Source organism: Mediannikoviicoccus vaginalis (assembly GCF_928097925.1).
Classification (GTDB): Bacteria; Bacillota; Clostridia; order Tissierellales; family Peptoniphilaceae; genus Mediannikoviicoccus; species Mediannikoviicoccus vaginalis.
In genome coordinates, this window is the sequence record NZ_CAKMRI010000001.1 from 926268 (window position 1) to 939686 (window position 13419).

Annotated in this window: 9 protein-coding genes and 1 pseudogene; 5 read left to right on the forward strand and 5 right to left on the reverse strand. The window is 35.1% G+C overall.

Annotation, left to right across the window (positions count from 1 at the left end):
• The first annotated feature begins 3 nt into the window (after positions 1 to 3).
• The 4 genes from L6651_RS04555 to L6651_RS04570 are packed head-to-tail and all read left to right on the forward strand — an operon-like array spanning position 4 to position 3546.
• On the forward strand, positions 4 to 744 hold the full coding sequence (locus L6651_RS04555; protein WP_237036817.1) for a lantibiotic immunity ABC transporter MutE/EpiE family permease subunit: 741 nt from the start codon (positions 4 to 6) through the stop codon (positions 742 to 744).
• Positions 744 to 1484: a lantibiotic immunity ABC transporter MutG family permease subunit gene (locus L6651_RS04560; RefSeq protein ID WP_237036818.1), complete on the forward strand. Its 741-nt coding sequence runs from the start codon at positions 744 to 746 to the stop codon at positions 1482 to 1484. The genes L6651_RS04555 and L6651_RS04560 overlap by 1 nt, the downstream gene beginning before the upstream one ends.
• A gap of 32 nt (positions 1485 to 1516) precedes the next feature.
• Entirely contained in the window at positions 1517 to 2176 is a 660-nt protein-coding gene (locus L6651_RS04565; RefSeq protein ID WP_237036819.1) for a response regulator transcription factor, read from the forward strand.
• Positions 2167 to 3546, forward strand: a complete 1380-nt coding sequence (locus L6651_RS04570; RefSeq protein WP_237036820.1) for a sensor histidine kinase — start codon at positions 2167 to 2169, stop codon at positions 3544 to 3546. The genes L6651_RS04565 and L6651_RS04570 overlap by 10 nt, the downstream gene beginning before the upstream one ends.
• Positions 3547 to 3699: 153 nt before the next feature.
• Here L6651_RS04570 and L6651_RS04575 read toward each other — a convergent pair.
• The 5 genes and pseudogenes from L6651_RS04575 to uraA all read right to left on the reverse strand — a co-directional run.
• Positions 3700 to 3897, reverse strand: a pseudogene (locus tag L6651_RS04575) (plasmid mobilization relaxosome protein MobC); the annotation flags it as partial.
• A 191-nt stretch (positions 3898 to 4088) separates the two neighbouring features.
• On the reverse strand, positions 4089 to 5603 hold the full coding sequence (gene guaA, locus L6651_RS04580) for a glutamine-hydrolyzing GMP synthase (protein WP_237036821.1): 1515 nt from the start codon (positions 5601 to 5603) through the stop codon (positions 4089 to 4091).
• A 13-nt stretch (positions 5604 to 5616) separates the two neighbouring features.
• Positions 5617 to 10524: a phosphoribosylformylglycinamidine synthase gene (locus L6651_RS04585; protein ID WP_237036822.1), complete on the reverse strand. Its 4908-nt coding sequence runs from the start codon at positions 10522 to 10524 to the stop codon at positions 5617 to 5619.
• Between the two features lie 48 nt (positions 10525 to 10572).
• Positions 10573 to 10707, reverse strand: coding sequence for a hypothetical protein (locus L6651_RS09365; protein WP_255784620.1), 135 nt, complete (start codon positions 10705 to 10707; stop codon positions 10573 to 10575).
• A gap of 89 nt (positions 10708 to 10796) precedes the next feature.
• The gene (uraA, locus tag L6651_RS04590; protein ID WP_237036823.1) at positions 10797 to 12056 is read right to left on the reverse strand and encodes a uracil permease; all 1260 of its coding nucleotides are present in this window, start codon (positions 12054 to 12056) and stop codon (positions 10797 to 10799) included.
• A gap of 166 nt (positions 12057 to 12222) precedes the next feature.
• Here uraA and L6651_RS04595 point away from each other — a divergent pair, with 166 nt between their 5' ends.
• Positions 12223 to 13401: a DUF819 family protein gene (locus L6651_RS04595; RefSeq protein WP_237036824.1), complete on the forward strand. Its 1179-nt coding sequence runs from the start codon at positions 12223 to 12225 to the stop codon at positions 13399 to 13401.
• Positions 13402 to 13419: the final 18 nt, after the last annotated feature.

Here is a 13419-nt window from a genome sequence, read left to right on the forward strand (position 1 = left end):
AAAATGATAAATTATATTCTTGCAGAAAATTTAAAACATAAAGGCACTTTTTTGAAGAAGTTATTAGTTATTATGCCAATATCTTTAATCTTGTTGTCACTCTTTCTTATGCCAAGTTATTTCACTGCTAATTCCTATAACTGGTGGTACGTTATAATAATGCCTACAACTTTTGCATTAATCCCAGCAATGATGGATAGAAAAGAAAGTAGGAAATTAAACTACAGAGCAGTTTTCCCTCTAAATATTAATCTCAAAAAGTTATGGGTTTCAAAGATAATCACAGCATTTATTTATATGAGTATTGCTGCTATAATTCATATGCTAGGGGTGTATATTTTTCAATTTTTAATTGGAGGGCAATTAACACCAAACTATGGATTTTCCACATTACTATTTGCTAGTGCCTTACTAATAATAACCAATATTTGGCAAATCCCTCTATGCTTTTTCTTAGCAAAAAAATTTGGCTTTATCGCAAGTATTGCAGTAAATGCAGTATTAGGTTTAGGATCAGGAATATTGTTGTCTGACAGTGCTTTTTGGATTTATTGCCCATATTCTTGGGGAATCAGATTAATGATTCCTGTTATGCGTATTCTACCAAGTGGCATTTTAATAGAAGCATCAAATCCAATGATATCAAACACATCGTTACTTATTCCTTGTATTTTATCTATATGTCTATTTACCTTACTAACAATGATAAGTGCAAAATGGTTTTCAAAACAAGAGGTAAAATAATGATAAATATAATAAAATCAGAAATATACAAAATTAAAGGCACCTGGCTTTCTTGGATTCACATAGTCTTACCTATAGCCTATTCTTTATTATTTTATGTGACATCAAAAACTACTGGATTAAAAAATTTTGAAGAAAGCGATATAATACAAACTTATTTTGTACTTTTAGGAGCGGTAATGCCAATAATATTAAGTTTTATAAGTTCAAAAGTCGTTGATATGGAGATGAGTGCTGGGAAATTTCAAGTGCTCTTATCAACTACAAAATCTAGAAGCAAAGCCTATATAGGAAAACTCCTTGTATTAGAATTGGGATTTGTTATTTCTCTTGCTTTAGCTATTATATTTTTTGCAATATTAACAGGATATCAAAATATCTTAGATTGGTTTATTGAATTTTTCTTAATTCTTATTAGCAGCCTTTCTCTATACATGATTCATCTTTGGGTATCAATTGAATTAAGTAGTGGTGCATCTATAGGATTGGGTTTTCTAGAAACATTGGTTGCTTTACTCTCAATGACTGTCATTGGCGATAGTATTTGGTATTTTATACCTTGTACTTGGGGCTCCAGGCTTCCTGCCATGTATATAAGGCTGGGCAAAGCTTTAGATCCTTCATATTTTTATAAAGAGTTAAGGCTGTGGGGTTTAATAGCTTCCTTTATTATCTTAATCCTATTTATTTCCTCAATAATTTGGTTTAATAAGTGGGATGGGAAATCTGTTAGTGAATAAAAGTTTTTAATTTGAAATTAAGAGGTGATGAAATGTCTTTAATTCTTGCAGTTGATGACGAGCTAGATATGCTTGATTTAATAGAAAATATTTTGAAAAAGAACAACCATCAAGTCGATATATATCAAAATCCTTTAGACGTTGATAATAGTAAACTCAACAAATATGACTTGATTCTACTTGATATTATGATGCCAGGTATTGACGGAATTAGTTTCTGTAAGGATATTCGAGCTAAAGTAGACTGCCCTATTCTTTTTTTAACAGCGAAAACTATGGAAGAAGATATAGTTGAAGGCTTATTAATTGGTGGTGATGATTACATCACAAAACCATTCGGTGCAGCAGAACTCCTAGCTCGTATAGAAGCACATTTAAGACGAGAAAAAAGAGAACGACACACTAGTTTAAATCTTGGTGAAATTCGATTTGATTTATCTTCAAATGAAGTTTTTGTAGGAGATGAAAAAGTTCATTTAACAAAATCCGAGTATCAAATTTCAGAATTGCTAGCAAAAAGAAAAGGACAAGTATTTTCAAGGGAGCAAATATATGAGCTTATCTTTGGATTTGATGGTATAGGAGATGCATCTGCAATATCAGAACATATAAAAAATATTAGGGCAAAGTTTCAAAAATATTGGAAAAATCCAATTGAAACAGTATGGGGAATCGGATATAAATGGAATTAAAATCAAAAGGTAAATCTCTTAAAAATATACTTTTTAAATATTTGCTAAGTATTGCACTAGGACTAGTAATCTCCGTTGGATTAATAATAGTTTTTATATCTGCTTCTTTCCAATTTAAGTGGATATTTCCTGCTAACTATACTGAGAATCTAATTCTTGAAAAAAGGACAGATATTTCCACTTCAAAAAATTTCGAAAAATCATTACTTCCAGATAATACATCTTATCTATTTCTATCAAAAGACGAAAAAGTTATAGAAACAAATATGAATAAGAATATCCAAGATATAGCCTTTAACTATCATAAGGGCTCTGGTAATTCTAATGCCAACTTATCCTTTATGGAAATACAAAGATCAGATGGATATGTGCTTGTAGCTTATGACCTAAAGCCTTTTTATAAAAGTCCTTGGATGCAAAAAAATCTACCACAAGTAAATAATTTATTTCTAAGCTTGCTTATAATATTTTTTCTTATAAGTATTATTACTATCACATTAATTTGGGCAAAGAAATTAGCAAAAGAATTAAATCCTTTGCTAGAAGCTTCGGAAGAAATCGGGAAACAAAACTTAGACTTCCAAGTCAAAAAGTCAAATATTCAGGAATTTAATGCTATATTAGATAGTTTAGAAAAAATGAAAGTAGGATTAAGTGAATCTTTAAGGACAAACTGGAGAGAGGAAGAGAAAAAAAGAAATCAGATTTCAGCATTAAGCCATGATATAAAGACTCCTCTTTCAATTATAAAGGGAAATTCAGAGTTATTGGGAGAAACAAACCTAACAGAAGATCAGGAAAGCTATCTAGGTTATATTAGGAAAAATACAAACCGTATTGGTAAATATATTGAAACCTTAATGCTTGTTAATAAATCTAACCAAGTAAATGAATTAAACTTTACTCAAATTAGAGCAAAAGAATTTGTAGAAAACATTGAAAAACTAGCTAAAGAATTCACATCGACTTATAAGTTAAATCTTTTAGAAGATATTAACTATGATGATGATTTTTTAATAGTAGATTTAAAAAATTTTGAACGAGCCTTTCTTAATATTCTTAGCAATGCTGAGGAACACAGTCCTAAAAACTCAACCATTGAGTTACTTATATGTTCCAAAGCTGATGAGCTTAAAATATCAATATTAGACCAAGGGCATGGATTTACAGGTGAAGACCTATTATATGCAACAGATCAATTCTACCAAGGAGACAAAAGTAGGCATTCAAAAGAAAACCATGGAATCGGATTATTTGTTGCCGAACAAATTATTAAGATGCATGGAGGAAGTCTTGTTTTAGAAAATAGGACTGATGAATATGGTGCTAAAGTCAGCATACTATTGCCAATAAAGAATACTCAAGAATAGGGGTATTCTTTTTTCTTTCATTTATGAATTTTATGTGTGTGGTTTTTGTATATCTTTTTAAAAGCACTTTCATAAGTTTTTTCACTTTTAGTAATATAATCTACTTCTAAATTTAGAGCTTATATTATAGGATATATTTTTGTAATTACCATACTAAATACCATAACTTTCTTTTGATTTATTAAGAAGTAGGAAATGGATCTGCCATATTTCTCTTGATAATTTTTCTATTTCTTTATTCATTGAATCAATTTCATTTTTGTATATAACACCAGTTGTATTAGTATCCTTTGCAATCTAGTTTATATTATTTGTTGCATTTGAAATTAACCATTGTAGATCTCTAAATAAATTAATCGTCATAATATATACGCAAAAAAGACCGCAGCTTGAAACTACGGTCTAATTTTTTGTCCAAATGCAAACCACTTGGAACTATTATTCAATTTATTCTTTTTTATAAATGTTCCCATTTTAATCCCAGTTACAGTTTTTTATCTTCTGTAACCGTTGATTTTACAAGTATTTTTGTTTTTTTGCGACTATTCCCACTCGATTGTTGCAGGGGGTTTGCTTGTAACATCATACACAATTCTATTTATATGATCCACTTCGTTTATTATTCTAACGGAAACTTTATCTAGCACTTCGTATGGGATTCTAACCCATTCTGCTGTCATAAAGTCTGTGGTGTGCACTGCTCGTAGTGCCAATGTGTAGTCATAGGTTCTGAAGTCCCCCATTACTCCCACTGTTCTGTTTTCTGTAAGCACTGCAAAGTATTGGGATAGGTTTTCAACTTTGTTCTTTTCTAATTCTTGTCTAAAGATGTAGTCTGCGTCTCTTAGGACTTCAAGTTTTTCTTCTGTAACTTCTCCTATTACTCTTATGCCAAGGCCTGGACCTGGGAATGGTTGTCTATTTACTAATACGTCTGAAAGGCCAAGTTCTCTTCCCAGTCTTCTAACTTCGTCTTTGAAGAGCATTCTAAGTGGTTCGATTAAGCCTGTAAAGTCTACAACGTCTGGTAGTCCTCCTACATTGTGATGGGATTTTATTACTGCCGCATCCCCTACTCCCGACTCGATTATGTCTGGGTAGATTGTTCCCTGTGCTAGGAAGTCAACCTTACCTATCTTTTTGGCTTCGTCTTCGAAGACTCTTATAAATTCTTCGCCGATTACCTTTCTCTTTTCTTCTGGATCTCTCACGCCTTTTAATTTTTCAAGGAATCTATCTTTTGCGTTTACTCTTATGAAGTGCATACCTGAGTCTTTAAATGCCTCTTCCACTTCGTCCCCTTCGTTCTTTCTCATAAGGCCATGGTCCACGAATATGCATGTCAATTGGTCGCCGATTGCCTTTGATAAAAGCGCCGCCACAACTGAAGAGTCCACTCCTCCTGATAGGGCAAGTAAAACTTTATTGTCTTTAACTTTTTCTCTTACATCTTCAATGGCTTTTTTTGCATAGTTTGCCATTGTCCAGTCCTGTTTTGCCTTGCAGATATTTACAAGAAAGTTTTCTATCATCTTTATTCCATATTCACTGTGGTTTACTTCTGGATGGAATTGTAATGCATATAGTTTTCTCTCTTCATCTGCCATTGCCGCAATTTCTGTGTTGTCTGTGCTTCCAATTATTTTAAATCCTTTTGGAAGTTTTACAACTTTGTCCACATGGCTCATCCACACAATGCTTTCTTTTGGAATATCTTTAAAGATTTCATTGTCTTCTAGCTTGAATTCTGTCTTCCCAAATTCCCTTTGGCTTGACTCTTTAACTTCTCCGCCAAGGCTATGGGCCATTAGTTGCATTCCATAGCAAAGTCCAAGGATTGGAATTCCCAGTTCAAACACTTCTTTTTCTAGTTTTGGTGCACCTTCAGCGTAAACTGAGTTTGGGCCACCGGTGAAGATTACTCCCTCCGGTGACTTTGCTTTTATTTCTTCAAGGGCCTTTGTATATGGCACAACTTCGCAATATACATTTAAGTCCCTAACTCTTCTGGCAATCAGTTGGTTATATTGACCACCAAAGTCTATAACTAATATCATGTTAATCTCCTTCTTATAAGCCCTTTGTAAAGTATTCTACGGCAGACTTAAATAGATTTTGTAATTCTATGTCGTAAATATTTTTATATATATCCTTTGTAAATCTTTCGCTATGGCCCATCTTACCTATAACTTTTCCGTCCTTAGACATGATGGACTCAATTGAATAGTCGGCACCGTTGTAGTTTTCAACGTATTGACTTACAACTTGTTCGTTGTCTAAAAGTTCTTGTAACTTTTCTTCCCCTACTACAAACCTTCCTTCTCCATGTGAAATTGGAACTTTGTATGTCTTTTCTTCCAGATTTGTTAGCCATGGTGAGTTAGTTGTAAGCATTTTAGTTTCTGCAATGCATGCAACGTGGCGTCTGCAGGTGTTAAATGTGATTGAAGGGTCGTCTTCTTTTGTCTTTGTAACCTTGCCATATGGAAGTAGCCCTGTTTTTATTAGAGCTTGGAATCCGTTACAAATACCTAGTACCAGTCCGTCATTTTCTTTTAATAGATAGTCGATGGCATCTGAAACTTTTTCACTTCTCAAAACATTTGCAATGAACTTTCCTGATCCGTCTGGTTCGTCTCCCATTGAAAATCCTCCTGGGATTGCAAATATTTGTGACTTCTTAATTGACTCAGCAAGTTCATCAATGGATTTTTCAATGTCTTCTTTATTTTGATTTCTAAATACTATTATTTTTCCATCTGCTCCATTTTCCTTAAATGCTTCCAAGGTATCCCATTCACTATTTGTTCCAGGGAAGGATGCCACCGTTACAAATGGTTTTTCACAAGGTTTATTTGATACCAGTCTTCTTTCAACCTTTTTATTCTTAAGTTCTTTAACTTCTGCATCAGCTTTTGGTTTAAACACCTTGTCCAATGTGTGAAGATAATTTTCTTTAAGAGTTTTTTCTTCCAGGGTTTCTCCGTTGACTTTAATTCCTTCAGAAAACTCTCCAACATTTTCAATAAAGTCTCTATCTTCTAGGTACTCAACAATAAATGTTCCATATCTTGGTGAGTAAAGGTCTTTTAAATTTACATCAAATCCAGTGTTACCAACTGCATTTGCGTAGATTAGCGGTAGAGTTCCCTTGTGGTTTACTGCAATTGCAGTGATTATATTTCCATCCACAATGTCCTTGTGAATCTTTTCCATATTGCCCTTAAGTTCTTCAAGGTCTAACATTCCATTTTCATCATATTCAATGTTCACAAGTCCAATATGGCCCTTACCCTTAAAGTCTTGTGATGTAATATGTTCCAAATCTCCAGTTGTAACTGCAAATGAGATTAGTGTCGGAGGTACACAAATATTTTCAAATGTACCACTCATGGAGTCCTTTCCACCAATTGGAGGTGCATTAAAGAACTTTGAAGGAATGAATGCACCAAGAAGTGACTTAAGTGGTTTTGACCAAGACTGTTCATCTGTAAGTCTTTCATAGAACTCTTGGAATGTAAGTCTAATCTTTTGTAGGTCTGCACCTGTTGCCACAAGCTTTGCAATGGATTCTATAACTGCGTAATATCCTCCTAAGAACTGTGACTGTTCTGAAAGATATGGGTTAAATCCATAGGACATAATGGATGCAGTCTTTGTCTTATATTCATCTGTGTATGGAATAAGTGAAACCATTGCCTGTGATTGATTGAACTGTTTCTTTCCACCATATGGATGAAGAACTGTACTTCTACCAACGGTTGCATCAAATAGCTCCATCAAATTCTTTTGACTTGTTATATTTAAATCCTTTAGATAGTTCTTTAAATTTTTAGGGTCATTATCTTTATTCTTTAAAACCTCTGCCACATCTTCAGTCTTTACAGATACATTTTGACTTCTGTCGGCGCCATTTGTGTTTATAAAGTCATATGAAAGTTCACAGATAACTTCGTCTTCAAATAGCATAATCATACGCTTTTTGTCATTTATCTCTGCAACAACTGTGTGTTCAAGGTTCTCTTCTTCGCAGTACTTTGCAAATTTATCCACATCTTCTTTTCTAATAACTACAGCCATTCTCTCTTGTGATTCTGAAATGGCAATTTCCATTGGTGTAAGTCCCTTGTACTTTAGTGGAACCCTATCAAGGTGAATTGTTACGCCATCTGCAATTTCTCCAATTGCAACGCAAACTCCACCGGCACCAAAGTCGTTACACTTCTTTATTAATGTGGTTACTTCCTTATTTCTGAAAAGCCTTTGAATCTTTCTTTCCTCTGGGGCATTTCCCTTTTGTACTTGGGCAGACTCTGTTGTTATGGACTCTTCTGTGTGGCTCTTTGATGAACCAGTTGCTCCACCAATTCCATCTCTACCTGTTCTTCCACCAAGTAAAACAACAACGTCGCCAACTACAGGTTCTTCCCTTATAACATTTTCTAAAGGTGCCGCTGCAATAACAGCTCCCGCTTCCAGTCTCTTTGCCATGTAGCCGTCGTGGTAAATCTCTTCAACAAAGCCTGATGGTAAACCGATTTGGTTTCCGTAGGATGAATAACCAAGGGCTGCTTCCCTTACGATTTTAATTTGTGGAAGCTTTCCAGGTAATGTTTCTTCAATTGGCTTTGTTGGGTCTGCAGCTCCAGAAATTCTCATGGCTTGATAAACATAGGATCTTCCAGAAAGTGGGTCCCTAATGGCTCCACCAAGGCAGGTGCTTGCTCCACCAAGAGGTTCGATTTCTGTAGGGTGGTTATGGGTTTCGTTTTTGAACATAAGTAGATAGTCCCTTAGTTCTTCCTTGCCATCAACATCAACCCTAACCTTTATCTTTACAGAACATGCATTTATTTCCGAACTTATTTCTAAGTCTTCAAGCTCGCCGGTTTCCCTAAAATATTTTCCAAGGATTGTTCCAAGATTCATTAGTGAAACTTCTTTTTTAACTCCAAGTTCTTCTCTCATGTCAAGATACTCTTGGAATGTGTCTTTAATTATTCTGTCCAATGCAGTCTTTTCATCAAAGCCAACCTTTAGATAAGTGTTGAAAGTGGTGTGACGACAGTGGTCGGACCAATATGTGTCAAGCACTCTGATTTCAGTTATATTTGGATTTCTATTTTCAGATTTGAAATAATCTTGAATACACTTTAAGTCATCAAGGCTCATTGCCAAGTTCTCTTCATCTAGAAACTTTTCAAGGCCCTTTTCATCAAGATCTATAAAGCCTTCAAACACAGGATTATCTCTATTAATTTTGTTTTTACTTGCAAGGGTTGTAGGTATGCCCAGTAGCGGAACAACCTCTGAGTCAACTGGGTTTACTAAAAACTCCTCTATCTTCTTAAGCTCTTCTTCGTTTATTCCTTCGAAGCTATACACCTTTGAAGTACTTGCATTTATTTCCTTGCCCAGTACCAGGTAGGCAGTGTCTATTAGCGCTTGCCTTCTTTGGTCAAATTGTCCAGGAAGATATGAAACTGCAATGGCACTTTTCATTTCACTTTGTAATTTAAGCGCTTCTTCTCCAGTGTAGATATGGTCCACAACTTTTTCAGAAAGAATAGTATCTTTTATTTTTTCTAAATCAGAATCGTCAATTTCAATATCATAGCGACTGTAAACTTCTACATTCTTCGCTTCAATTCCCAGTGCATTTTTAATTTCGTCCTTTAATTCCTTTGCAGCGTAGTTAAATCTGTCCTTCTTAGACACATAAACTCTTTTTACCTTTGGCCCAATATCATTTCTATAGTGCATATCTTTAAAACTCACTTTCTTTGCGTCTTCATAAACTTGTCTTTGAACTTCGTCAAAGCATTTGCCCGTAGCAATAATATTCAGTACTCTTCCACCGGACGTGTAGAGCTTTCCATCTTCTTCCTTTGTTCCCGCGTGGCATATTTTTGATTTTATGCCATCTTTTAGTTCTATTTCTAAACCCTTGTCGTAACTTCCAGGGTAACCACCTGAAGTCATTACAAGGCAAATCGCCTTGTTGTCATTTTTTTGTAGAGTAACTTTTTCAAGCTCTCCCTTTGATGTGCTTTGAAGTATCTCAAGTAAGTCATTGTCTATAAGAGGAAGGATTACTTGGGTTTCTGGGTCACCAAATCTTGCATTAAATTCAAGTACATATATACCTTCTTGGTTTATCATAAGGCCGATGAATAGTGCCCCTCTATAGTCGATGCCCTCACTTTGAAGGCCATGTAAAATTTTTTCTAAAATTTCATCTTCAATCTGTGGCATAAAGCTTTCCGCTTCTAGATTTGGAGCATAGGTTCCCATGCCGCCAGTATTTGGTCCCTTTTCATTTTCAAACACCTTTTTATGATCCCTTGAAGTTGGAAATAGCACCATGTTCTTTGAGTCCGTCAAGGTGATTAAACTCATTTCAAAGCCTTCAATAAACTCTTCAACCACAATTTTCTTTTCATCAAAGATGCCGTCTTCTAAAATATCTTTAATAAACTGGTCTGATTCCTCTACATTTGTAACAATTTTTACGCCCTTGCCTGCAGCAAGACCATCTGCCTTAAGTACAGATTTGCCATTTTTTTCAATTAGCTTCCTTGAAAACTCACTGGCTTTTTTTACGTCTGTTGTCTCAAGGTAATCAGCAGTCTTAATATCATACTTAACTAAAAAGTCCTTTGTAAAAGCCTTTGACTTTTCGAACATTGCACCTTCTTCCCTTGGTCCAAATATTGAAAGGCCTTCCTTTTCAAATAGGTCAACTATACCTTCACAAAGCGGCGCTTCTGGGCCAACCACCGTGTAGTCAATGTTTTCTTTCTTTGCAAACTCAAGTAGACCGTGGATATCTTCAGCTGCTACTGCAATATTTTCTCCCAAATTTTTCGTTCCACCATTTCCCGGAGCAAAATAAAGTTTTCTACTTTTATCAGCCTGTAATATCTTATCTCCTATGGCAAATTCTCTGCCGCCGCTACCTACAATAAGTATCTTCAACATGTCCTCCCCATTAATAAAATAGAGAACCCAAAAGGATTCTCTCTCTTATGCAAATGAGCATAGTAATCCCCTATGGTCATTTGCATATCTTTCAATTCCATTTTTTGAAGGAACAATATGTAATGAAAAAATTTTAAAAGTATTTGTTTTAATCTGTGCTACAATTTTAAAGTTTTCCATAGTTGTCCCCCTTTACCCATCTTATTATATCAAAGATTTTTAAAAGAATAAATGAATTAGAAAAGGAAAGCCTAAAGCTTTCCTCAAATCTATTCGTTCATTAGTCCTAGTCTGTCAAATGCATAGAATATTAAACTTAAAACAACTGCCACTAGTGATGAAAGAACCATTCCAGAAAGTTGAACTCCACCTAGGTTTAATGTAACTCCTGAAAGTCCTGTTACAAAGATTACAGATGTTAAGATTAAGTTCTTTGACTTAGAGTAGTCCACTCTGTCATCAACAAGCAGTCTTATTCCTGATGAACCAATCATTCCATAAAGTAAGAAGGTTACTCCACCGATAACATCGCCAGGAATTGTTGAAATAAGCGCAGAAAGTGGTCCAATAAATGCCATCAAGATGGATATTACCGCCGCACCTGCAATTACATATACAGAATAAACTCCCGTTACTGCCATTACACCGATATTTTCTCCATATGTTGTAGTAGGAACCCCACCAATTAGCCCTGAAAGAGCTGTGGAGAAGTTATCTGCAAAGATTGATCTGTGAAGACCAGGGTCTTTTAATAAATTTTTTCCAATAATATTTGATGTAACAACTTGGTGTGAAATATGTTCCGAAGCTATTACCAGTATTACTGGAAGCATTGTAAGAATTGCCCTGCTATCAAAGGCCGGCGCCCTAAAGGTTGGCAGTGTAAATAATTTTGCTTCAAGTACCGGTGTGAAGTCCACCATGTCAAAGGCAAAAGCAGTTATATAACCTACGATAATTGCAATTAGAATTGGTATAGTTGCAAAGAACTTTCTAAAGCAAACTGAACCGATAATCGCTATGCCAAGGGTTACTAGAAAAACAGTAATATGTTGTGGTGATACATTTTCAGTCATAATCTCTGCACCAATCTTACCACCATTAACCGTACTTCCCGCAAGTTCAAAACCAATTAACGCCACTACGGAACCCATTGCCGCCGGTGGAAGGACTATTCCAATCCAGTCGGTACCAAATTTATAAATAATATAGGCAAGGATACATCCTACAAGTCCGATGGCTATAAAGCCCCCCTGTGCATACTCTGGTCCCATTTGGGAAATTACAATTCCTGCAGGACCTAAAAAGGCAAATGATGAGCCTAGATAGGCAGGAGCTTTTCCCTTAGTTATCAAAATAAATAATAGCGTTCCGATACCATTCATAAGTAAAACTATGGATGGGTCGAACTTTAATACGATTGGAACAAGCACTGACGCACCGAACATTGCAAATGTGTGTTGCAAGCTAAGTGGAAAGAGCATTGATCCTGGAACTTTTTCATTTACAGCATAAATTTTCTTAGACATAATACCTCCTTATAATCTCTGTATATTATACTACACTTCAAATTTTTTTCCAGTAATTTATTTTTATTTTTCACTTAATTCTTTCAAAAAATTCTCAAAAAATTTTTACGAACTAATCATTTTTGTTATATAATAAAATTACAAACTATAAAAAGGAGATGATTTGATGATTACAGATGGACTTCAGTTTATTGCACTTTTGATGTTTGCGTCCGGAATAGTAATTTGGCTTGAAAAAAAACATGGTGATAACGGTTTCTTTAAATACGTTCCAGCCCTTGTTGTTATTTATTTCGGATCCATGCTCATGTCCACATTCAAAGTATGGGACATGTCTTCAGAAAGTGTTTCAACTGCAAGAAATGTAATTAAGGATGCAATACTTCCTGCAATGATATTTTTAATGCTTTTAAGAGCAGATCTTAGGGATATTGCAAAGCTAGGACCAAGGATGATACTTTCATTCTTTGCTGCAAGTATAACTATTATGATTGGTTTTGTAGTAGGTTTTATGATTTTCAAAGGCAAACTTGCAGACAATGCAAACATGACACTTGGTGCATTAGCAGGTAGCTGGGTTGGAGGAACCCAAAACATGGTAGCCGTTCAACAGGCTATTGGCCTAGAGGGCTCCGGTATGGGTTACACTCTACTAATTGACTCAATTGACTACTCTATTTGGATAATGTTTTTACTATTCTTAGTTCCATTCCAAGACAAGTTCAACAAATGGACTAAGGCAGACACTTCCAAAATAGACAATATCAACAAGCATTTAACTTTAAAGTTCTCAAAAATCAGCAAGGAAATAACTTTCCAAGATATTTTCTTCTTGTTAAGTATCTCCCTTGCAGTTACAGCAGTGACAAATGTCCTTGGAGCAAAGATGATAGAGCTTCCAGGCCTTTCATTTATGGGTCAAACAGGTTGTGCAATTATCCTAACTACAGTACTTGGTGTAATTTGTGCAATGACACCACTCGCAAAAATACCTGGCTCACCAGAACTTTCAAATGTAATGCTTTACATGCTAATAGGTTTAATCGCTGCAACAGCAAACTTCAAAGAACTTACAGAAGCACCTGCATATATACTAACAGGTTTCGTAGTTCTAATAGTTCACGGCCTATTGATGACACTAATCAGTAAAATATTTAAACTGGACCTATTCACTTTTGGAGTTTCATCCCTTGCAAACATAGGTGGAGTTGCATCAGCCCCTGTACTTGCGGCGGCATACTCACAATCCTTAGTTCCAGTAGCAGTACTAATGGCTCTAATAGGAGTTATATGTGGAACCTTCTTTGGAATAGGACTATCACAATTATTAGCACTATTAGCTTAAAAAAATCCGCTATGAGGA

Bases quoted from the DNA above. Each gene is read 5' to 3' on its own strand.
- L6651_RS04555 (WP_237036817.1), top strand. From the start codon at position 4: ATGATAAATTATATTCTTGCAGAAAATTTAAAACATAAAGGCACTTTT.
- L6651_RS04560 (WP_237036818.1), top strand. From the start codon at position 744: ATGATAAATATAATAAAATCAGAAATATACAAAATTAAAGGCACCTGG.
- L6651_RS04565 (WP_237036819.1), top strand. From the start codon at position 1,517: ATGTCTTTAATTCTTGCAGTTGATGACGAGCTAGATATGCTTGATTTA.
- L6651_RS04570 (WP_237036820.1), top strand. From the start codon at position 2,167: ATGGAATTAAAATCAAAAGGTAAATCTCTTAAAAATATACTTTTTAAA.
- guaA (WP_237036821.1), bottom strand. From the start codon at position 5,603: ATGATATTAGTTATAGACTTTGGTGGTCAATATAACCAACTGATTGCC.
- L6651_RS09365 (WP_255784620.1), bottom strand. From the start codon at position 10,707: ATGGAAAACTTTAAAATTGTAGCACAGATTAAAACAAATACTTTTAAA.
- uraA (WP_237036823.1), bottom strand. From the start codon at position 12,056: ATGTCTAAGAAAATTTATGCTGTAAATGAAAAAGTTCCAGGATCAATG.
- L6651_RS04595 (WP_237036824.1), top strand. From the start codon at position 12,223: ATGATTACAGATGGACTTCAGTTTATTGCACTTTTGATGTTTGCGTCC.